The following is a 22,126-nucleotide window of genomic DNA, read 5'->3' as shown; positions in this document are numbered from 1 at the left end:
GTGCACGGCGCCACCGCGTGAAGTGGCTGCGCCGTCCATCCTGGTTCGCACTGCTGCTCACAGCGGTGAGTGCCTTGCTGTTCATACGTTTGGGCGTGTGGCAGCTGCATCGCGCGGACGAGAAAGAGCAGATTCTGCGACGGTATGCCACAGCGGAAACCGCGGCTCCGCGCGACTTTGCCGCAGTGGCCTCAAATCCCCCCATCGATGCGTTTGCCCGCGTCAACGTGCAGGGCAGCTACCTCGCCGATCGCATCTATCTGCTCGACAATCCCAAGCATGACCAGCGCGGCGGTGTGGAAGTCTATGCGCCTTTCCGTCCGCGCAACGGCGATCGTCTGTTGCTGGTCGATCTGGGATTTCTTCCGGGCAACGGCACGCATCAGGCGCCGCAATTACCACCGTTGCCCGCCGGCCCGCTGGAGCTGCACGGCCTGTATGTGCCCGCGCCCGGCGTTGGTTTTGAAATGGGCGGCAATGCCCTCGCCCTGCAGAAGAGCTGGCCAAAGACCACGGTTTATCTCGAGCTTCCCCAGGTGGCGGCCGATCTTGGCGCTACGCTGTATCCGCAGGTGCTCGCGCTCGACGCGGAGCYTGCATCCATCTACGTGCGCGAACACACCATCGATTTCTCCTCGATGCCGCCCGCGCGCCACCGTGCCTATGCATTCCAGTGGTTCACCTTCGCCGTGGCGGTGGTGGTGATCCTGCTGGTGCTGCATCGTCGTCGTCCTTCCCGACCGGACCAGTCATGAATACACCCGATCCCGCCGCACTGCGCGCAAGCCGACGAAAACTGCTGTTGATCATGCTGGTGTTTGCCGCGCCGATCGTGGCGGCCATGCTGCTCACCTTCGCGGGCTGGCAGCCCTCGGGCAAGGCCAATGGCCTTGCCGTGATGCCGCAGCGCAATTTCGCCACCGAGCAGGTGCCGGTGTCGCTCACCAATGGCGACACCTGGGCGTGGCGCGCGAAGGAACCGCAGCTCACCCTGGTCGCCCTGGCCGGTCCAGGATGCGCCGAGAAATGCATGGACGTACTGACCAAGATGGCCGCGGCGCGCCTCACGCTCAACCAGAATGCACCGCGCCTGCGCCTGCTCTACGTCGGCAAGCCGCCGGCAGATGCTGCTGCCACGGGGATGACGAACTACTGGAAGCTCGGTCAGGATTCGATGGGCGCGCTGGCTCCCTTCGCACCGACCACGCCGGACAGCGTCAATGCACTGTTGGTGGAATCGGACGGCACCGCGTTGTCGTTCTATCCCGCAGGCTTTGATCCCACCGGCTTGCGCAAGGATCTGCAGAAGGTGATCCGCTGATGACGTCCCGTTCGATCAGGGTGCTGCGCGGGCTGGCCTTGCTCGCTGCCGTGTTCGCCTTTGGCGTGGTGATGTTCGGCGCGTTCGTGCGTCTGTCCAATGCCGGGCTGTCTTGCCCGGACTGGCCGACTTGCTACGGCCGCGCGGCATGGCCGGAACAGCAGCACGAGATCGCGCAGGCGAATCAGGCTTTCCCTGATCGTCCCTACGAAACGCACAAGGCGTGGCGCGAGCAGGTGCATCGCTTTCTTGCCGGTACGCTGGGGACGCTGGTGTTTGCGCTGGCCTTGATCGCCAGCTGGCGTCGCCCATGGGCGCGCTATGCGGTGATTGTCGGCGCGCTATGCGCGGCGATCGGCGTTGGCATGTATATCAAGGGCGAGCATCACTGGTCCTTGCTGGTATCGCTGTTCGCGATCGGGCTGCCCTTGATCGCGGCGATCGGGCTTGATCGTCCGGGCGCGTGGCGCATCAGCGTGCTCGCGCTTTCCGTGGTGGTGTTCCAGGCCATGCTCGGCATGTGGACGGTGACGCTGCTGTTGAAGCCCATCGTGGTGATGGGCCATCTGATGGGCGGCATCACCACCTTCGCCTTGCTGGCCTATGCGGCACTGCGTTTCGCTGGCGTGGGTGCCAACGACGACCGTCACGCGGCGCTGCGCAAGACCGTGATCGTCGGCATTGTCCTGCTGCTCGCGCAGATCGCGCTGGGCGGCTGGACCTCGTCCAACTATGCCGCGCTCGCCTGTGGCACGGATTTCCCCAAATGCCTCGGGCAGTGGATGCCGCCCACCGATTTCCAGCAGGGTTTTGTGCTGTGGCGCGGCATCGGCGTGAACTATGAAGGCGGTGTGCTCGACATGGCGGCGCGCAGCGCCATCCAGATTGCGCATCGCATCGGCGCACTGGTGGTATTTTGCTACCTCGCCTGGCTCTCGCACCGGGTGTCGCGTCGCGGCCTGCGTTCGCTGGGCGTGGCGATCGCGGTGGTGTTGCTGACCCAGGTACTGCTGGGCATCAGCAACGTGCGCTTCGGGCTGCCGCTGCCGGTGGCGACGCTGCACAATGGCGTGGCGGCGCTGCTCCTGTTTACCTTGCTGGCCACGCTGGCGCGCACGCAAAAGCGTCGCGAGGACGCGATGTTTGTTTCCCACGGATACCGATGACGATGAGCAGCCGTTTCCATGAGTACCTGGAACTGACCAAGCCGCGCGTAGTCGCGCTGCTGGTGTTCTGCGCCGTGATCGGCATGTTCCTCGCCGTGCCCGGCATTCCGCCGTGGCGTGCGCTGGTGTTCGGCACGCTGGGCATCTGGATGGCCTCGGGTTCCGCTGTAGCCTTCAATCACCTGATCGATCAGCGCATCGACAAAGTGATGGCGCKCACCGCCCATCGCCCTCTGGCCACCGGTCAGCTGAAGCCCAAGCAGGTGCTGACCTTTGCGCTCGCGCTAGGTGCAGTGTCGATGTTGATCCTGGTGTTCCTGGTCAATCCGCTGACCGCGCTGCTCACCTTCGGCGGTTTGATCGGCTACGCGGTGATCTATACGGCCTACCTCAAGCGCGCCACGCCGCAGAACATCGTGATCGGTGGCCTGGCCGGTGCGATTCCGCCGGTGCTGGGTTGGACGGCCGTCACGGGTGCGCTGCATCMGTTTGCGCTGCAGCTGTGCCTGATCATCTTCGTGTGGACGCCGCCGCATTTCTGGGCGCTGGCGATCTTCCGCCGCGACGATTACTCCCGCGCGCAGGTACCGATGCTGCCAGTCACGCATGGCGTGGTGTTCACGCGTTGGCACGTGCTGTTCTACACGATCCTGCTGGTGCTGGTGACGCTGTTGCCGGCGCTCACGGGTTATAGCGGGATGGTTTATCTGGGCGGTGCGGTGGTGTTGGGCTTGGGCTTTCTTTATTACGCGATCCGTTTGCTCAATCCGCCGGATGAGTTTTTCGCGATGAAGGTGTTCAACTATTCCATCGTGTATCTGATGGCGTTGTTTGCGTTTTTGTTGGTGGATCATTGGGTGATGGAGCCGCTGGTGCAGCACCAGGGTGTGGTGTTTGAGCGTTCGCTCTAAGTAGGTTTCGTTCGATCGGCATTCCGGCGCAGGCCGCCCCTTTGGTCGTCATCCCGGCGTAGGCCGGGATCCAGGAGCGATATCGCCTGGTTTTCACGTCGAGGCCAGGGTGCCGCCTACGCGGCGGGCGTTTCGAACGGCTGCCGCCGCTCGAGTCACTTTTCTTTTGCTGGCCCAAAAGATCCCACGGGACTAGCTTCGCGTCGAAAGTAACCCAAAGAAAATGGCCTGATAACGCCCGCAGCATCGTGCTGGGATAAGCCCGAACGCTCGAGGCGCGTCTGATGGGACAACCTCCGAGGGTACACAGSGGRTACYKCMAAGCGCTGCGCAACGCGCCCGAATCGCTGAGGACTTARAGCGGGGCCTCGCTGCGCATYGGCTTCGGGCATCGCYCCSYCCTTTGCCGCGCCTGCCGCTTGTCTGTGGGAGCGCACCCTGTGCGCGACGGCCACGCTGGGGTGTACCGCTYCGTAGGYTTGTCGCRCACAGGGTGCGCTCCCACAAAGAGCGATCGCAAGATTGAATGGGCGYCACAGCGTGCGAAAYCCTTGTAGGAGCGCACTYGTGCGCGACCGYAGCGCCGCGGTGGATCGCTCCGGTTGGTCGCGCACAAGTGCGCTCCTACAAAAGATCTGCCGGCCCGGGCCTGCAACACGGGACGCTGCCCGGCTCTTGATGTCGCTCGTGACCTTCGGGGTCCCCGTAACCCGACCGCGCACCTGGAGGGCCGCAGGCCCGGAAGGCGCGTCATCCGGGGGGGGGCCTTCTCCCGGCCTTCCCAAAAAGGGGACTAGCTTTGCGTCGCGGGCAGGAGGACGGAAGCCCGCGGCAGGCGAGCCAGATCGCCGTATCGCTAAAACCAAACACCGGGGCGATGGATGATCAGCCAGTCGGCTGTCGAAAGGCGCGACCGATCCCCGTCCTTTCTGGGTGCGCCTGGGTGACGACCAAAACCTACCTGCGCTGGGCTCACACCAAAAACACACCCACCTCACCGCAACAACTTTCGCCCCCCAAACCCCCGTCACAGGGTTGACACTTGCGCACCGCAGCAAGACAATTCGCCCGCTACCGGGCGTTACGCGCCCTCAGTGGCCTCTGTCCTATCAACCCAAGGCATATGGACGTTTACCCTAGTCGCAACGTCGACATCCGCGAGCATCGGGTGCCGGCATTGCATAACAAGCTGATCTGCTGCGGCGACCGCCTGCGGTCGGCTGGCGCTTTCCTGGACTAGGGAAGACCGGCCCACCTCTGACGGCGCTGTTGGCGCCGTTAACGAGGAGAAAGGGCCATGAAGCTCCTTCGCGAATTCTTCCGCCTGCGCGTCGCACCCCGCGCGCTGGCAAGCCGTCGTGCGGATACCCGCCGTTCCTGGACGATCACTGTGCCTGCCCCGCTGGGCGAGGCGCAGTCTTCCCCGTCGTCCGACCTTCGTCATTCCGATGCCCCGCACGGCCGCCAGGCCGCGCGTTGGCAGGAACATGCTATTTCGCAAGCGCATCGTCATCTGCAACTGGTATCCAGTCACTGATGAAAACCTCGCCGCGCCTCGAGCTGCCGCGCAAGGGCTGGCCCCCACCAGTCCGCGGGCGTCGATTGCGACGAAGTTCGTAGCGCAGGCATTGGCGTCACGCGCGGGACAGGTCCCGCCGGCTCGCTGGTCCGGCTCAGATGTCACCGATTTCACGGAAGCGAGTCATGTTGAAGCACTCCACCCAGACCGTCGCAGGCAAGGCGGCCGGCACGAGCGCCGCCGCGCCGGTGCGCGTGGCCGTGGCGCAGGAAGCGTTCCGCCACAACGAGGCGCTGTATGCGGCGCTGGACACCAGTGCCGCCGGTCTGAACGAAGAGCAGATCTCCGAGCGCCTGGATCGCGACGGGCTCAACGAGGTGTCGCACGAGAAGCCGCCGCACTGGTCGGTGCAGTTGCTCACGGCGTTCAAGAACCCGTTCATCATCGTGCTGCTGGTGCTGGCCATCGTCCAGCTGGCGACGGACAGCTCCGATCTCACCGGCCCGATCATCATCGCGGTGATGGTGGGCATCAGCGTGCTGCTCAGCTTCACCCAGGAATACCGTTCGTCGAAGGCCGCGGAAAAGCTCAAGGCCATGGTGCGCAACACCGCCACGGTGACGCGTCGCGCGTCGGACGGCCATAGCGAGCGCATCGAAGTGCCGGTGAGCGAACTGGTCGCCGGCGACATCGTGCATCTCGCCGCCGGGGACATGGTGCCCGCGGATCTTCGCCTGGTATCGGCGAAGGACCTGTTCATCAGCCAGGCCATCCTCACCGGTGAATCGCTGCCGGTGGAGAAGTCCGCGCCCGCGCACCTGCATGGCGCCGACGAAATGGAAGGCGGCCAGCACGCTGACAATCCGCTGGATCTGCCCACCGTCTGTTACATGGGCACCAACGTGGTGAGCGGCACCTCCACTGCGGTGGTGGTGGCGACGGGTTCGCGCACCTACCTGGGTTCGCTGGCGCGCACCATCGTGGGCGAGCGCGTGCAGACCAGCTTCGATCGCGGCGTGAACAGCGTCAGCTGGCTGTTGATCCGTTTCATGCTGGTGATGGTACCGATCGTCCTGGCGATCAACTGGTACGACAAGGGCAGCTTCTGGGAAGCCTTCCTGTTCGCGCTGTCGGTGGCAGTGGGCCTGACGCCCGAGATGCTGCCGCTGATCGTCACGGCGAACCTGGCCAAGGGCGCCCTGGCGATGTCCAAGCGCAAGGTGGTGGTCAAGCGCCTCAATGCGATCCAGAACTTCGGTGCGATGGAYGTGCTGTGCACSGACAAGACCGGCACGCTGACGCTGGACAAGATCGTGCTGGAACGTCACCTCGATCTGTACGGCGAGGAGTCGGACGAGGCGCTGGAATACGGCTATCTCAACAGCCGCTTCCAGACCGGCCTGAAGAACCTGATGGACAAGGCGGTGCTGACCCATCGCGACCTGGAAGTGGTCGCGCAGCACTACCGCATCGTCGACGAGATCCCGTTCGACTTCCAGCGCCGCCGCATGTCGGTAGTGCTGGGCAATGGCGATGGCAACGAGTTGCTGGTGTGCAAGGGCGCCGTCGAGGAAATGCTGTCGATCTGCGCGTCGGCCAAGGCCGGTGACGAGATCCTGCCGATGACGGACGAGATGCGTGCCGACATCAAGGCGATGACGCGCGGCCTCAACGAAGATGGTCTGCGCGTGCTCGTGGTCGCCATCAAGCGCCAGCCGCCGGCCGGCCGTGCCTATGGCGTGGCGGACGAAAGCAACCTGATCGCGGTCGGCTGTCTGGCGTTCCTCGATCCGCCGAAGGACAGCGCGGCCACCGCCATCGCGGCGCTGCATCACCACGGCGTCGAAGTGAAGGTCATCACCKGCGACAACGAGGCGGTGACGCGCAAGATCTGCCGCGAAGTGGGCCTGGACGTGGAGCACTCCGCGCAGGGCAAGCACATCGAGCCGTTGAACGACGACGAGCTCGACGCGCTGGTCAAGCGCACCACCGTGTTCGCCAAGATGTCGCCGCTGCAGAAGGCACGCGTGGTGAAGTCGCTGCAGCGCCAGGGCCACACCGTGGGTTTCCTGGGCGACGGCATCAACGAYGCGCCSGCGCTGCGCGAAGCAGACGTGGGCATCTCGGTGGATACCGCCACCGATATCGCCAAGGAATCGGCGGACATCATCCTGCTCGAAAAGAACCTGATGGTGCTGGAAGAAGGCGTGATCGAAGGTCGCATCACCTTCGGCAACATCATCAAGTACATCAAGATGACCGCCAGCTCCAACTTCGGCAACATGTTCTCGGTGCTGGTGGCGAGCGCGTTCCTGCCGTTCCTGCCGATGCTGCCGTTGCAGATCCTGGTGCTTAATCTGCTGTATGACATCTCGCAGCTGTCGATCCCGTTCGACCGCATGGACGATGAGTACCTGCGCAAGCCGCGCAAGTGGGATGCCAGCGATATCGGCCGTTTCATGGTGTGGATCGGACCGGTCAGCTCGATCTTCGACATCACCACCTTCCTGCTGCTGTGGTATCTGTTCGGCGCCAATTCGAACGCGCACCAGTCGTTCTTCCAGTCGGGCTGGTTCATCGAAAGCCTGCTCACGCAGACGCTGATCGTGCACATGATCCGTACGCGCCGCATCCCGTTCCTGCAGAGCATCGCCTCGGCACCGGTGCTGGCCCTGACCACGGCGATCATCATCATCGGCATGCTGATCCCGTTCACGGCGATCGGCGGCAAGCTGGGCATGGTGCCGCTGCCGGGCATTTATTTCGGCTGGCTCGCGCTGACCGTGCTCACCTATTGCGTGCTGACGCAGTTGGTGAAGCTGGTTTACATCAAGCGGTACGGACGCTGGTTGTGAGGTGAGGGCGCGGCGGTAGAGTCTGCCGCGCCTCGCTAATTCGTCATTGCGGTTTGCCGGAATGACGGCAGCTATGCAACGCGAAATTTCGCCCTTGACGGGCAGTCACCAGCGTTTCCTTCAGTGCGACGCCGAGGCGTTTCGCTCCACACCAAAGACTCCCGCAAGGAAGTCCGCGGATGCTTCATGCATTCCGCCTACCCAAGGAGGTCGCGCCATGAAAGGCACCTTCGCTCTGCTCGATATCGCCGGCTACGTCGCCCTGCTGCTGTGGGGCACGCACATGGTCACCAGCGGCGTGCTGCGTGGCTACGGCAGCGCGTTGCGCCGCTGGATGGGTCGTTACCTCGGTCATCGTCCGGCCGCGCTGGGTTTCGGCGTGTGCGTCACGGCGATCCTGCAAAGCAGTACGGCCACCGGCCTGATGGCCACGTCGTTTGCCGCAAGCGGCTTTCTCGGTCTCGCGCCGGGTCTTGCCGTGATGCTCGGCGCCAACGTCGGTACCACGCTGATCGTGCAGGTGATGTCGTTCGATATCGCGGTGGTGGCGCCGGTGCTTATCCTGATCGGCTTCACCATCCATCGCCGCACCGACGATGTGAGTTACGAGAACATCGGCCGCGTCTCCATTGGTCTTGGGCTGATGCTGCTGGCGCTGCACCTGCTGGTGGGGGCGATGGCGCCGGTGGAAAACGCGCAGGTGCTGCGCGCCATCCTGCAGAGCCTGGCCAGCGAGCCGGTGCTCGCGATGCTGGTGGCCGCGCTGCTCACATGGGCCTGTCATTCGAGCGTGGCGGTGGTGTTGCTGATCGTCTCGCTGGCCAATGCGGGTGTGGTCGATGCCTCCGGTGCACTCGCGCTCGTGCTCGGCGCCAATCTCGGCGGCACCATTCCTGCCTTGATGGAAGCGCACACGCCGGTGGCGCGTCGCCTGCCGATGGGCAACCTGATGGTGCGAGCCTTCGGCTGCATCGTGTGCCTGCCGATGCTGCCGCTGCTGGCGCACTGGCTGGCACCGCTGGGCGCCTCGCCGGCGCGCATCGTGGTGAACTTCCATACGGCGTTCAATCTGTCGCTCGCTCTGCTCTTCATCGTGCCGGTGGAAAGGCTGGCGCGCCTGTTGGTGCGCCTGCTGCCCGATCCGCCCAAGCCGAACGATCCCGGCGTGCCGCAATACCTCGACGAGGGTGCGCTGGAAACGGCGAACGTCGCGCTGGCGAATGCCGCGCGCGAATCGATGCGCATGGCCGACATGGTGGAAGGCATGCTCACGGGGCTGGTGGAAGTGTTCGGCAAGGACGACCGCGCGCGGGCCACGGCGATCAGCCGCATGGACACCTCGCTGGATCGACTCGGCATGGCCATCCGTGAGTATCTCGCCGACCTCAACGGCGAAGCCTTGAACGAGGAGGACGGCGAGCGTAGCCAGGAGATCCTCGCGTTCGTGATCAACATCGAGCACATCGGCGACATCACCGCCAACAACCTGATGGAGTTCGCCGCCAAAAAGGCAGAGCGCGGCCAGGATTTTTCGGCCGAAGACATCCAGGACCTGGCCTTGATGCACACGCAGGTGATGGAAAGCCTGCGCCTGGGCCTCACCGTGTTCCTGCGCGGCGATGTGCGTGCAGCGCAGCAGCTGATGGCGCGCAAGGAGGTGCTGTGGAAGCTGGAGAACGAAGCGTCGGAGCGCCATATCCGTGCGCTGCGCGAACGTCGCGATGGCGGCGGCGGTGGAGACGTCTATCTGCGCATCTTGCGCGATCTCAAGCGTATTCACTCTCACCTGGCAGCACTCGCTTACCTGCCTTTGGAGCGCGCCGGTTTGCTGCAGGATCGCCTTGTTCGCGAGCCCGCGACGACCTGACGTAAGCCTCATTGGATAACGTACTCAACTTGTAACGGAGCAGCGGCACATTGGACCCGGACCCATCGACTGACATCGAAAATTCTTGCTGACCGAGTCGACCCCGCTACTGCGTTCACTCCCCCTGGAGTGACACCCGCACGCGGCGGCCGGCAACGGCCAGTCCGCGAGCGGGTCATGCGCTCGGTCTCCTGAAGAGACGCGCGCCATCCCCTTCGCAAACACTGCCTCATGGTCGATGACCGTGGCGGGCAGGCATGCCAAGTACTGCAAGGGGAATACCCATGACGCTACGCCTCACCTCGTTCTTCATCGCTCTCGCCGGTCTGTCCCTGGTTGCGTGTTCGCACCGCGCCGACGATCAGGCACCGTCGCCGCCGTTCGTGGAAGACCACGGCATGCTGCGTGTTCCCGCTGACTCCCCGCTGCGCAAGGCGCTCAGCATCGCACCGGTAGAGATGCGCGCCGCGCCTCATACGATGGTGTTTCCCGCCACGGTGGAATCGGATCCTGCGCGCACGGCCAACGTGGTGGTGCCGCTCACCGGTCGCATCACCGAGCTCAAGGTCGGGCTGGGCGATCATGTCGCGCGCAACCAGTTGCTGGCGGTGATCGAATCCGGCGATATGGCGCAGGCGTATGCCGATGTCGCCAAGGCCACGGACGCACTCGCGCTGGCAAAGAAAGGGCTCGATCGCGCGCGCGGCGTGCAACAGGCCGGTGGCAACGCGGTAAAGGACCTGGAAGCCGCACAAAGCACCTACAGCCAGGCCCAGGCCGAACTCGAACGCGCGCAGACGCGACTGCAATCGATCAATGTCGCCKGACAGGCCGGCCCCTCGCGCAGCATCCGCATCACCGCACCGGTGAGCGGCTACGTGACGGCGCTGTCCGCCGCGCCCGGCACCTATGCCAACGACACCACCACGCCGTTGATGACGATCGCCGATCTCGATTCGGTGTGGATCACGGCGAACGTGCCGGAGGTGGACGTGGGCGGCATCGCCAGGGGGCAGGCCGTCGATGCGACGCTGTCGGCCTATCCCGATCAGGTGTTCCACGGCCAGGTGGGGTTCGTCAGCCAGGTGCTGCAGGCGGATACGCGTCGCGACATGGTGCGCGCGGTGTTCGCCAATACGGATGGACGGCTGAAGCCCAATATGTTCGCGAAGGCCAGCATCGCCGTGGCGCAACCGGCACAAGTGTTCGTGCCAGAGTCCGCCTTGCTGATGAACAACGACAACACCACGGTGTTCGTGGAAGTGTCGCCGTGGGCATTCGAGCGTCGCACGATCGTGCTGAGCTACGACGAGTCGACCGATGCACGCGTGGTCAAGGGGCTGAAGGCTGGCGATCGCGTGGTGGTGAAGGGCGGAGTCCTGCTCAATGATTAACGCGATCTTCCACTTCTGCTTCCAGAAGCGCGTGATCTTCCTGGTGGTGTCGGTGCTGGTGCTGTGCTTCGGCTACTACTCGTGGACGCAGCTGGCCATCGAGGCCTACCCGGAACTGAGCGACGTCACCGCGCAGGTCACCACCCAGGTGCCGGGCCTAGCCGCTGAAGAGATCGAGCAGCAGATCACCACGCCGCTGGAGCGCGCGCTGGCCGGCACGCCGGGTCTGGTGGCCATGCGCTCGAGCAGCACGTTCGGCCTGTCGTTGATCACCCTGGTGTTCAAGGACGGCGCCGAGGATTACTGGGAACGCCAGCGCGTGATGGAGCGCATCGCACAAGCCACGCTGCCGTCCGGCATCACGCCCAGCCTCGATCCCGTATCTGGTCCAGCGGGCGAGATCTATCGCTACACGCTCGAATCGAACAGCAAGAATCTGATGCAGCTGTCGGAGCTGCAGAGCTGGGTGGTGATACCCGCGCTGCAGAAGATCCCGGGCGTCGCCAACGTGGATATCTTTGGCGGCTTCACCAAGGAGTTCCAGCTGGAGCTCGACCCCGCGCAGCTGCTGCACTACGGCGTGAGCGTGAACCAGGTGACCGGCGCGATCTCCTCCAACACGGCCAACGCCGGCGGTGGACGCATCACGCGCGGCGATCAGTCGTACATCGTCCGTGGCATCGGCATGGTGCACACGCTGAAGGAACTGGGCGACATCGTGGTCACCCAGAGCAACGGCGTCCCCGTGCTGGTGCGTGACCTGGGCAAGCTGCAATACGGTCATCAGGTGCGCCAGGGCATTCTGGGCAAGGACAGCAATCCGGACACGATCGAAGGCATCGTCGACCTGCTGAAGTACGAGAACCCGTCGCGCGTGCTGGAGAACATCCACGCCACCGTCGCCGACCTCAACAGGCAGCTGGCCGCACAGGATGTGCGCATCGTGCCGTACATCGACCGCGACGACCTGGTGAACGCGACCAAGGAAAAAGTGCTGCACACCGTGATGGAAGGCGTCGGCCTGGTGTGCATCGTGCTCATCCTGTTCCTGGGCAGCCCGCGCTCGGCCATGGTGGCTGCGGTGGCGATTCCGATGTCGCTGGTGACCGTGTTCATCCTGATGCAGTTCACGCATATGCCGGCGAATCTGTTCTCGCTGGGTGCGATCGATTTCGGCGTGATCGTGGACGGCACGATCGTGGTGACCGAGGCCATCCTGCGGCGCCGCGAGGAGAGGCCCAATTCGGTGCTCACCGAAGACGATGTGATGACGGTGACCAAGCACGTGGGCCGCTCGATCTTCTTCGCCACGCTGATCATCATCACGGCGTATCTGCCGCTGTTCGCGTTCGAGCATGCCGAGGGCAAGCTGTTCCGGCCGATGGCGTTCACCGTGGGCTATGCCCTGCTGGCGGCGCTGCTGTGCACGGTCACGTTGACGCCCGGTCTGGCGTACTTTGCGCTGCGCAAACCGCGCAAGCTGTTCCGCAACAAGCCACTTGAGCGCCTGCAGGCGGGATATACGGCCTGGCTTGGCAAGCTGCTCGGCAAGTTGCCCGTGGTCTACACGGTGGCGGGCGTCGCCCTGGTCGGCGTGCTGCTGCTGGGCGCCACCATCGGTCGCGAATTCCTGCCGGACCTGGACGAAGGTTCGCTTTGGCTGCAGGTGCAGATGCCATCGGGCCTGTCACTGGACAAGGCCAGCGAGATGACGGCCGAGCTGCGTCGCGTGATCCGCGAGTTTCCCGAAGTGTCGTACGTGGTGACGCAGCTGGGTCGCAACGATACCGGCACCGATCCGTGGACGCCGTCGCACGTGGAAGCCGGCGTGGGGCTCAAGCCGTACGACACCTGGCCGCATGGCGAGGACAAGGCGGTCTTCCTGCGCCGCTTCAATGCACGCATGCAGCAGATACCCGGCGTGTCGGTGGGCATCAGCCAGCCCATCGTCGATGGCGAGAACGACATGATCGGCGGCGCGCACAGTCCGCTGGTGCTGCGCATCTATGGCGACGACTTCACCGAGCTGCGGCGCGTGGGCAACCAGATTGTCGATGTACTGCACGGCGTGCGCGGCACGGCCGAGGCGTCGATCTTCCAGGAGCCGCCGATCCCGCAGCTGGCGATCACCGCCGATCGCGACGCGGCAGCGCGCTACGGTATCAATATCGGCGACATCAGCAACCTGATCCAGACGGCTATTGGCGGCACGCCGGTGACCCAGGTCTATGTCGGCGACCGCATCTACAACGTGACCACGCGCGTGTCGAACGAGACCGCCAACAACCTCGAAGCGATCGGCCAGTTGCCGTTGAGTTCCGCCAGCGGCGCGCAGGTGCCGTTGAAGCAGGTGGCGGATATCCGTTTCAAGACCGGCGAGAGCACCATTGCGCACGAGCAGGGCAAGCGCCAGCTGACCATCCGCGTGGACAACCGCGATCGCGCGCTTTCCGAGTATCTGGCCGACGCGCAGCAGCAGATCGACGCCAAGGTGCATTTCGACAAACAGAACTACAGCCTCCAGTGGGCCGGCACGTTCGAAAACCAGAAGCGCGCCCAGGCGCGGCTGGTGGTGGTGATGGCGCTGGTGATGGGCATCATGCTGGTGTTCCTGTTTGCCGAGTTCGGCAAGCTGCATCAGGCGGTGATGGTGTTGGCAGTGGTGCCGCTGGCTACCGTGGGCGGATTGATTTCGCTGCACCTGCGCGGCGAGACCTTGAACATCGCCACCGCGGTCGGCTTCATCGCACTGTTTGGCGTGGCGGTGCAGAACGGCATCATCATGATCGCCAACATCAACCGGGTGCGTAAGCACGGGCATGGGTTGCGCGATGCCGTTCTCGAAGGTGCGACCGAACGCTTTCGTCCCGTGCTGATGACGGCCACCGTGGCCAGCGTCGGCATGTTGCCCGCGGCGCTCGCCACCGGTGTTGGCACCGACGTGCAACGCGGTCTCGCCACTGTCGTGGTGGGCGGCCTGCCGATCGCCACGCTGCTGACGCTGTTCATCCTTCCGGGCTTCTACTTCGCTGTTGAGCGTGGCATCGAGCGCCATCGTCGCAAGCACCGTCCGCATCCCTCGCGGGAGCTGTGAACATGATCAAGACCACGTTTCGTCGTTCGCTACACGGCACGCTTGCCCTTGCCGTGGCCATCGCCTTGACCGGCTGCGCCGTGGGCCCGGACTACAAGCGGCCACAAGTGTCGTCGCAGGGTCAGTCGTACTCGCCCACGCCCATGGCCAGCGATACAGCATCAGTCGCTGGACCGGGCGGCGAAGCGCAGCATGTGCTCGCCTCGATGGATATCCCCGGGCAGTGGTGGACGCTGTTTCACTCCGAGCCGCTCAACGGCCTGATCGATGACGCGCTCAGGCACAATGCCGATATCGAAGCCGCGCACGCATCGCTGCAGGCGGCCTGGGAGTCGGTGTATGCGCAGCGCGGGGCATACTTTCCCACGATCAACGCGAGCGCGAATCCCACGCGTCAGGACTTTGCCAACGACGTGGCCAGCGGCGTGGCATCGAACGCTGATTTGTACACGCTGACCACGGCGCAGGTGAGTGTGTCCTATGTGCTCGATATCTGGGGCGCCAACCGCCGACAGGTCGAATCGCTCACGGCACAGGCCAATCAACAGCGCTTTCAGCTGGAGGCGACCTACCTCAGCCTGACCAGCAATGTGGTGAACACGGCCATCCAGGAAGCCTCGCTGCGAGCGCAGATCGAACTGACCCACAAGATCATCGACGAACAGGAAAAGATCCTCGGCACCTTGCAGCGCCAACAGGCGCTGGGAGATGTATCCGAAGCGGCCATTGCCGCGCAGGTCGCCACGCTGGAACAGAGTCGTGCCAGCCTGCCGCCGCTGGACAAGCAGCTCGCGCAACAGCGTGACCTGCTGGCAACACTGACGGGACGCACGCCGGACCAGCGCATCGATGCGCAGTTCGACCTTGACGGCCTGCAGCTGCCCACTCAGTTGCCACTGAGCCTGCCGGCCCAGCTGGTCGAGCAGCGCCCCGATGTGCGCGCATCCGAAGAGCAGCTGCATTCGGCCAGTGCGCAGGTTGGCGTGGCGATCGCCAATCGTCTCCCCAATGTGCAGATCAATGCGTCGCTTGGCACGGCGTCGGAGAAGACCAGCCAATTGTTCACCGCGGCCAGCGGCTTCTGGGCCGTGGGCGCCTCGGTGACGCAGCCGCTGTTCGACGGCGGCACGCTCAAGCACAAGCAGCGCGGCGCGGAAGCGGCGTATCGACAGGCGGCAGCTCAATACCGCAGCACCGTGCTCGGCGCCGTGCAGAACGTGGCCGATACCTTGCACGCCATCGACGCGGACGCTCGCACACTCGTTGCTGCCGAGCGCGCCGAACAAGCGGCGGCGCGCAGCCTCGACATCGCAAAACGCCAGTTGACGCTCGGCGATATCAGCGAAAGCGCCATGCTCAACGCACAGCTCACCTGGCAGCAGGCGGCGTTGAGCCTGGTGCAGGCGAGGGCGGCGCGTTATTCCGATACGGTGGCGCTGTTCCAGTCGCTGGGTGGCGGCTGGTGGCACAGGCAGGATGCGGGCAATGTGGCGGATGCCAAGTCACCTTGAGTTCCGCCGCTGGCAGCGTCAGTCCTGCAGTTCGATGTCCAGGCTGTCGAGCAGGGCCACCGCCTCGGGCAACGAGAAGCGTGCGCGCTTGATGTCGTTGTTGAAGATGTCGATGCGATAGTTCTGCGCGCCGCTGAAATTGGCGCCGACCAGCCGGGTGCGGGCGAACACGCTGTCGCGCAGGTCGGTGTCGCTGAAGTCCGCGTCCTCACCATTGGCATCGGTGAAATCGACATCGATCGCGCGGCAATCGATCAAGGCAAACTCGCGCAGGTCCAGCCCGAAGAATGACGAGTCGTTCAGTACGCAGCGCTTGAACACCCATGCCTTGGCCGTGCGTTGGCGTGGCCAGTGCGCCTTCGTCCAGTTGATGCCAACCATCTTGCAGTCGGTGAAGCGGGTACCGTCGAAGCCGCTGCCGGTGAGCACGGCCAGGCTCAGATTGCAGTCCTGGAATTCGCAGTCGCTGAAGCGGCACCGGGCGAGCGTCGCCTCGCTGAAGTTGCAGCGGGTGAAGCTGCAGTCGCGAAAGCGGATGCCATCGAGGGTGGCGCCGACCAGATCGAGGTCCGCCAACGACTCATCGTCATATTCGCGTTCGCTGAGGACGTGATCGGCCATGCGTTGAAGGCTTCAGCGTGAACCGGACTCGCACGCCACGCGTCGCTTGTGCCGCCACCACAGCACCAGCGCCACGATCAGGGCGGCGCCGCCGACCAGCCACAGGCCGTTCTGGCCACGGTGGATCCACATGGCCAGCCACTCGTGGTTGTCGGCGCCCAGGTAGCCGAGATAAACCCAGATCGGCACGCTGATCAGCGCGGCCAAGCCATCGAGCAGGAAGAAGCGCAGAAACGACACGCGATGCGTGGAGCCGGCCGTGATGAACACGGCGGTGCGCATGCCCGGCAGGAAGCGCGCGATGAACATCAGGCGATTGCCATAGCGCTCGAATTTCTCCTGCACCTTGGCGTAGCGCTCCGGCGTGAGCACGCGCGCGACAAAACGGATCTTGAGGATGCGTGCGCCGAAATGATGGCCGAGCAGGAACATGCCGGCATCACCGATCAGCACGCCGGCCATGCCGACGCCGAACATGGTGTGCACATTGGCGTAGCCCAGACCGGCGATCACGCCACCGGCGACCAGGGTGATGTCTTCGGGCAAGGGTACGCCGGCGCCGCACAGCAACAACGCGATGAATACCGCGAGGTAGCCGTTTTCGGCGAACACCGTGACCAGTCGTTCAAGTAGTTCCATCACCATCCATGCCCGGGCGGACTACCCATGCCTCACTAAGGGTCGATGATCCCATATGAAGACGTCCGTACGCTTGCGCTGGCGCACCTCGCTACGCTCCCTGTGGGCTGAGGCGCAATCTTGCAGGGCCAATAGTTAGAACCCTGTTCTTTTCATGCCGAGGCGGCATGCAGCGGCCACTGTGTCAGGCAGGTTACGCCGGGGGAGTGACCACGCGCCGGGCCAGCAACTCGCGCAGTTCAGCCTTTTCCGCGCTGTCGAGCGTGCCATCGCGGCTCTTGGCGGTGAGCCAGTCCCGGCGCTGGATCACGGCCTGTTCTTCCATGCGTTGCAGTGCGCCGAAGAACTCCGCGCGCTGGGCCTCCGGCTCGCCGACCACCAGGGCCGCCATCAGCTTCTGCAGGGCGGGGTATTCGGGCCGTTCGGCGAAATGTTCCACCAGCACGGCGGGGTTGATGCCCGGACGCGAGCGGGCCGTGTCGATCAGTTCGGCCAGCAGTTCCACGCCGGGTTTGTCCAGGCGCAGGAAGCCATAGGGTCGTTCCACCTGGTCGGCCATGCCCGGCTGTGCCAGCAGCGAAGCGATCGCGCTGCGTACCAGCGAGCGCTGCGCCACGGTGGGCCGCTGCAGCGCAGAGCGCGGCGCGGGCGTGGTGTCCAGCGTGGCGCGTGCGCCGGTGCGCTTCTCCAGCTCCTGCGCCATCAGATCGCGGAACGCGCCATCGGGCAGCCGGGCGATCAGCGGACGCGCGCGTTCGGCGAGGCGGGCGCGGCCGTCGAGGCTGGCGGTATCCACGTCGTGCGCCAGTTCGCCGAAGAAATATTCGGAGAGCGGCGTGGCGGCTTTGAGGCGCCTCTCGAAACCATCCTTGCCTTCCTTGCGGATCAGCGTGTCGGGATCTTCGCCATCGGGCAGGAACAGGAAGTACGCCTGGCGTCCGTCGCGCAGTCGCGGCAGCGCCGCTTCCAGCGCCTTCCATGCGGCAGCGCGACCCGCGCGATCGCCGTCGAAGCAGAACACCACGTCGGGCGCGGCGCGGAACAGCACTTCGGTGTGCTCGGGCGTGGTGGCCGTGCCCAGGGTGGCGACTGCGATCGGCAGCCCCGCCTGATGCATGGCGATCACGTCCATATAACCCTCGACCACCACGATGCGCGTGAGGCTGGGATTGGCCTGCTTCACCTGCCACAGCGCGAACAGTTCGCGGCCCTTGTGGAATAGCGGCGTTTCGGGCGAATTTAGGTACTTGGGGCCGGGCTCTTTTTGAGGAGTGCGGGCAGGGATGCCCGCTTCTTGACCTTCGCGCGCAGGAGGCGCGCTGGAAATAATGCGGCCGCCAAAGGCGATCACGCGACCGCGGCGATCAAGGATCGGAAACATCAAGCGTTCGCGGAATCGGTCGTAGCGGCTGCCGCGTTCGCTGCTCGCCACCATGCCCGCTTCGTTGAGCAGCTGCATGCGCTTATCGCTGCCGCCCAGCGCCTTGATCACGCCGTCAAAACCCGCCGGTGCCCAGCCGATGCGAAAACGCTGGATGGTCTGCGCATCGAGCCCCCGCTTCTTGCAGTAGGCCTGCGCGTCGGCGTTCTTGGGCAGCTCTTTTTCGTACCAGCCCGCCGCTGCATCAAGCAGGGCGTAGAGGTCGGTCTTGTCCTCGCGCTGGACGCGGTCGTCGCCGCCTTCGCGCGGCACGGTGAGCCCCACTGACTGCGCCAGTTCCTCCACCGCATCGGGGAATTCCAGGCGCTCATAGTCCATCAGGAACTTCACCGCGCTGCCGTGCGCGCCGCAGCCAAAGCAGTGGAAGAACTGCTTGGCGGGGCTCACGTAGAACGACGGCGTGCGCTCGTTGTGGAACGGACAGCAGGCCGTCCACTCGCGTCCCGCCTTCTTCAACGGCACGCGTCGCTCGATCACGTCGACGATGTCGACGCGAGTCAGCAATTCGTCGATGAAGCTGTCAGGGATACGTCCGCGCATAGTTACGTAGTCTATCGGTTGCGCACGTCGATGGCCGCTTTCACCCCCAGTTCGGGCCTCGCCAGCCACTGCGCCTGTCATCGGGCTGCCTTATGCTCCGATCGAAGCGTTGCGATGGCCGGGGGTGCCATGGGAAATGTGCTGGAAATGGCCAGATCGGGCCTGCAGGTACGGTTTCGACCGGCTGCGCCCGAAGACGCCGCGGTAGCCGTGCCATTGATCTACAGCTCGGGCCCGGTGGCGTTCGATTACGTGTTCACCACCCGCGATGGCGGCGATGCGCAGGCCTTCCTGCAGCACTGTTTTGTCGATGGCGCCGGCGAGTTTGGCTGGCGCAACCACTGGGTGGGCGTTGCCGAGGGCAAGGTGGTGGCGGTGGGCGCGGGCTTTGGCGCCGATGCGAAATGGCCGTTTACCCTGGCCGCGGCCAGGCAGATCATCCGCCACTACGGACTGCGCCGGGGGCTGGGCGTCATGGCACGTGGGCTGCGCGTGGAATCGGTGATCCAGCCGCCCCAGGACGATATGCACTACCTGGCGCATCTCGCGGTGCTGCCCGAGCTACGTGGCCACGGCATCGGCCGCGCACTCATCGATCAGCTGGTGGGCGCCGCACGCGAGACCGGACGCAGCCGCGTCACGCTGGATGTTGCCGCAAGCAATCCCAGGGCCGAGRCCCTCTACCGGCGCGCCGGTTTCAAGGTCGTGGGCGAGCGCATGTCACGACTCGCCAACGAACGCGGCCGGGTGCCCGACCACCGGCGCATGGAACGCATCATCGACTAGGGCGCGAGCCGGCCCTAGACCATGTGGATGACGCCGATGACGGCCAGCAGGGCCAGCAAGAACAGGATGATGAAGATCGCGAACAGCACCTTGGCGATCGCGCCGGTCGCGCCGGACAAGGTGCCGAAACCCAGCCAGCCGGTCACCAGCGAGACGATGGCGAGGATGATGGCCCACTTAAGCATGTGTCACTCCCATTGACGAAGGGCACCGGCGCAGCCGGTGGCCGTGCCGTTTTAGGGGCCCGACTGTGAAGGCCGTGCAGCTTCGTTGTGGAGGTAGTGCAAGTGCCGGGGCATCGCGCCAGGCGATGCACCGGGGCGCGCCCGCAGGCGGGGCGCGCTGTTCGATGAGGTGTAACGCCAGCGGGCGTCGAAGCCAGGCGATCAGCCGGCCAGGCGCGCCTTGATGCGGCCGGACACCACGCCCATGTCGGCGCGGCCGGCAGCCTTTTCCTTTACGGCGGCCACCACCTTGCCCATGTCGCGCGCCGAGCTGGCGCCCGTTTCGGCAATGGCGGCGGTGATCAGCGCGTCGATTTCCTCATCGCCAAGCTTGGTCGGCAGGTAGGTGTCGATCACCACCATCTCGGCGCGTTCGATGTCGGCCAGGTCCGTGCGGTTGGCGGCCTCGAACTGGGTGATCGAATCCTTGCGCTGCTTGACCATCTTCTCCAGCACGGCCAGCGTCTGCACGTCGTCGAGCTCGATGCGCTCGTCCACTTCGCGCTGCTTGATCGCGGCCAGGATCAGGCGGATCACGCCCAGGCGATCTTTCTCGCCGCCACGCATGGCGGTCTTCATGTCGTCGGTGAGCTGCTGCTTCAGGGTCATGAGGATTTTCCTTGGGAAACACAAAAGCCGGCGTTGCACTGGGCAACGCCGGCTAGTGTAGGTCTGCGAAGACACAGCGGCAGCGGATGGACGCGCCAGCTGCCTGGCTACCTGTCATGGCGCCTGGGCGCCACGAGAACCTCGGATCGTCCGCAGGGCGGACGAGGAGGCTCAGTACAGACGCGTACGACGCGACGTGTCGCGCGAGAGGCGACGCAGGTGACGCTTCACCGCGGCAGCGCGCTTGCGCTTACGCTCCTGGGTCGGCTTCTCATAGAACTCGCGCTTGCGGGTTTCAGCCAGGACGCCGGCCTTTTCGCAGGTGCGCTTGAAGCGACGGAGGGCAAGCTCGAACGGCTCGTTCTCGCGGACTTTTACGCTGGGCATGGAGACTCCAAGTGTTAGACTGGCTCGCCTGAACGAGCCGTTTGAATACGGTGAGCCGCGAAGTATAACGTGGAAACGACAGCAATTTCAAAGCCCCAGTACGAGCCGCCGGCAAACAAGCCGGTACTGGGCATCGAGACCTCTTGCGACGAGACCGGCGTAGCCCTGCTGCGCTGGGAACCGGGCGCGCCTGGCCATGGCCTGCTTTCACATACGCTTTACAGCCAGATCAAGCTCCACGCCGAATACGGCGGGGTCGTGCCGGAGCTGGCCAGTCGCGACCACGTGCGCAAACTGCTGCCTTTGGTGCGCGAAGCGATGGCCCAGGCTGGCTTGACGCCGGCCGACCTGGGAGGGGTAGCTTACACCGCCGGTCCAGGTCTCGTCGGGGCGCTGCTGGTCGGCGCCTCCGCGGCCCGTGCCATGGCCTGGGCGCTCGGTGTGCCGGCCATCGGCGTGCACCACATGGAAGGCCACCTGCTGGCCCCGCTGCTGGAGGACAACCCGCCCGAGCCGCCGTTCGTGGCGCTGCTGGTGTCCGGCGGCCATTCGATGCTGGTGGAAGTCAAAGCCATTGGCGAATACAAGATCCTCGGCGACACCCTGGACGACGCCGCCGGCGAAGCGTTCGACAAGACCGCCAAGCTGATGGGTCTGCCGTACCCCGGCGGTCCGGCGCTGGCCAAGCTGGCGCAGCAGGGTCGTCCCGGCGTGTTCCGCTTCTCCCGCCCGATGACCGACCGCCCCGGCCTGGATTTCAGCTTCTCCGGGCTCAAGACCCAGGTGCTGCTGGCCTGGCAGAACTCGGACCAGACCGAGCAGACCCGCGCCGACGTGGCGCGTGCATTCGAAGAAGCGATCGTCGACACCATGATCATCAAGTGCCGTCGCGCCCTGCAGGCCAGCGGCGCCAAGCGGCTGGTGATCGCCGGTGGCGTGGGCGCCAACCAGCATCTGCGGGCCGAACTGGCGRCAGCGGGTRCGAAGGATGGTTTCCAGGTGTATTTCCCGCGCCTGGCGTTCTGCACGGACAACGGCGCCATGATCGCCCTGGCCGGCGCCATCCGTCTTGCGCATGGACAGCATCAGGATGAGACCGTGCAGGTGTATCCGCGCTGGGACCTGGAAACGCTGCCGCCGGCCACGTAACGACACCCACCCTGTGGGAGCGCACCCTGTGCGCGACAAGCCAACGGAGCGGTGACGACGATACGCCGCAGTCGCGCACCGCAGTCGCGCAC

18 protein-coding genes are annotated in these 22,126 nt (G+C 64.9%); 12 read left to right on the top strand and 6 right to left on the bottom strand.

Features of this window, described 5'->3' with window-relative positions; genetic code table 11:
• The first annotated feature begins 17 nt into the window (after positions 1-17).
• The 10 genes from AC1DMG_RS05395 to AC1DMG_RS05350 all read left to right on the top strand — a co-directional run bounded on the left by AC1DMG_RS05395 (position 18) and on the right by AC1DMG_RS05350 (position 15,638).
• Entirely contained in the window at positions 18-755 is a 738-nt protein-coding gene (locus AC1DMG_RS05395) for an SURF1 family protein (protein ID WP_477180235.1), read from the top strand.
• The gene (locus AC1DMG_RS05390) at positions 752-1,321 is read left to right on the top strand and encodes a hypothetical protein (protein ID WP_441602913.1); all 570 of its coding nucleotides are present in this window, start codon (positions 752-754) and stop codon (positions 1,319-1,321) included. The genes AC1DMG_RS05395 and AC1DMG_RS05390 overlap by 4 nt, the downstream gene beginning before the upstream one ends.
• Entirely contained in the window at positions 1,321-2,487 is a 1,167-nt protein-coding gene (locus AC1DMG_RS05385; protein ID WP_441602914.1) for a COX15/CtaA family protein, read from the top strand. Before AC1DMG_RS05390 ends, AC1DMG_RS05385 begins: the two co-directional genes overlap by 1 nt.
• Positions 2,484-3,398, top strand: coding sequence for a heme o synthase (cyoE, locus tag AC1DMG_RS05380; RefSeq protein WP_477180234.1), 915 nt, complete (start codon positions 2,484-2,486; stop codon positions 3,396-3,398). Before AC1DMG_RS05385 ends, cyoE begins: the two co-directional genes overlap by 4 nt.
• Before the next feature lie 1,297 nt (positions 3,399-4,695).
• Positions 4,696-4,935 carry a hypothetical protein gene (locus AC1DMG_RS05375; protein ID WP_441605193.1) on the top strand — a complete coding sequence of 80 codons (240 nt, stop codon included), beginning with the start codon at positions 4,696-4,698 and terminating at the stop codon, positions 4,933-4,935.
• A gap of 167 nt (positions 4,936-5,102) precedes the next feature.
• Positions 5,103-7,772 carry a magnesium-translocating P-type ATPase gene (gene mgtA, locus AC1DMG_RS05370; RefSeq protein ID WP_477180233.1) on the top strand — a complete coding sequence of 890 codons (2,670 nt, stop codon included), beginning with the start codon at positions 5,103-5,105 and terminating at the stop codon, positions 7,770-7,772.
• Positions 7,773-7,989: 217 nt separating this feature from the next.
• Positions 7,990-9,639, top strand: a complete 1,650-nt coding sequence (locus AC1DMG_RS05365) for a Na/Pi cotransporter family protein (protein WP_441605195.1) — start codon at positions 7,990-7,992, stop codon at positions 9,637-9,639.
• A 284-nt stretch (positions 9,640-9,923) separates the two neighbouring features.
• Positions 9,924-11,033, top strand: coding sequence for an efflux RND transporter periplasmic adaptor subunit (locus tag AC1DMG_RS05360; RefSeq protein WP_477180232.1), 1,110 nt, complete (start codon positions 9,924-9,926; stop codon positions 11,031-11,033).
• Positions 11,026-14,127, top strand: a complete 3,102-nt coding sequence (locus AC1DMG_RS05355) for an efflux RND transporter permease subunit (RefSeq protein ID WP_441605197.1) — start codon at positions 11,026-11,028, stop codon at positions 14,125-14,127. Before AC1DMG_RS05360 ends, AC1DMG_RS05355 begins: the two co-directional genes overlap by 8 nt.
• Positions 14,128-14,129: 2 nt before the next feature.
• On the top strand, positions 14,130-15,638 hold the full coding sequence (locus AC1DMG_RS05350; RefSeq protein WP_441611462.1) for an efflux transporter outer membrane subunit: 1,509 nt from the start codon (positions 14,130-14,132) through the stop codon (positions 15,636-15,638).
• An 18-nt stretch (positions 15,639-15,656) separates the two neighbouring features.
• Here the strand turns inward: AC1DMG_RS05350 and AC1DMG_RS05345 are convergent, their stop codons facing one another.
• The 3 genes from AC1DMG_RS05345 to dnaG form a co-directional block, all read right to left on the bottom strand.
• A complete protein-coding gene (locus AC1DMG_RS05345) occupies positions 15,657-16,259 on the bottom strand; it encodes a pentapeptide repeat-containing protein (RefSeq protein WP_477180231.1) in 603 nt (200 codons plus the stop codon).
• Positions 16,260-16,271: 12 nt separating this feature from the next.
• Positions 16,272-16,898, bottom strand: a complete 627-nt coding sequence (locus AC1DMG_RS05340) for a DedA family protein (protein ID WP_046972420.1) — start codon at positions 16,896-16,898, stop codon at positions 16,272-16,274.
• Between the two features lie 193 nt (positions 16,899-17,091).
• Complete coding sequence (dnaG, locus tag AC1DMG_RS05335; RefSeq protein ID WP_441605200.1) at positions 17,092-18,879, bottom strand: DNA primase; 1,788 nt, start codon at positions 18,877-18,879, stop codon at positions 17,092-17,094.
• Positions 18,880-19,008: 129 nt separating this feature from the next.
• On the opposite strand from dnaG, the gene AC1DMG_RS05330 reads away from it, so the two are divergent.
• Positions 19,009-19,665, top strand: coding sequence for a GNAT family N-acetyltransferase (locus AC1DMG_RS05330; protein WP_477180230.1), 657 nt, complete (start codon positions 19,009-19,011; stop codon positions 19,663-19,665).
• Positions 19,666-19,679: 14 nt separating this feature from the next.
• On the opposite strand, the gene AC1DMG_RS05325 is transcribed toward AC1DMG_RS05330, so the two are convergent.
• The 3 genes from AC1DMG_RS05325 to rpsU all read right to left on the bottom strand — a co-directional run bounded on the left by AC1DMG_RS05325 (position 19,680) and on the right by rpsU (position 20,885).
• Positions 19,680-19,850, bottom strand: coding sequence for a DUF1328 family protein (locus AC1DMG_RS05325; RefSeq protein WP_046972381.1), 171 nt, complete (start codon positions 19,848-19,850; stop codon positions 19,680-19,682).
• Between the two features lie 201 nt (positions 19,851-20,051).
• The gene (locus AC1DMG_RS05320) at positions 20,052-20,498 is read right to left on the bottom strand and encodes a GatB/YqeY domain-containing protein (RefSeq protein ID WP_441605202.1); all 447 of its coding nucleotides are present in this window, start codon (positions 20,496-20,498) and stop codon (positions 20,052-20,054) included.
• Positions 20,499-20,669: 171 nt separating this feature from the next.
• Complete coding sequence (rpsU, locus tag AC1DMG_RS05315; RefSeq protein WP_014404075.1) at positions 20,670-20,885, bottom strand: 30S ribosomal protein S21; 216 nt, start codon at positions 20,883-20,885, stop codon at positions 20,670-20,672.
• A gap of 69 nt (positions 20,886-20,954) precedes the next feature.
• Between rpsU and tsaD the strand changes: the two genes are divergently transcribed.
• Entirely contained in the window at positions 20,955-22,034 is a 1,080-nt protein-coding gene (gene tsaD / locus AC1DMG_RS05310; protein WP_477180229.1) for a tRNA (adenosine(37)-N6)-threonylcarbamoyltransferase complex transferase subunit TsaD, read from the top strand.
• Positions 22,035-22,126: the final 92 nt, after the last annotated feature.

It is taken from the genome of Dyella sp. 01N36 (genome assembly GCF_056399745.1).
The sequence above is the reverse complement of the archived record's forward strand: the minus strand, read 5'-3'. Positions and strand labels throughout refer to the sequence as shown.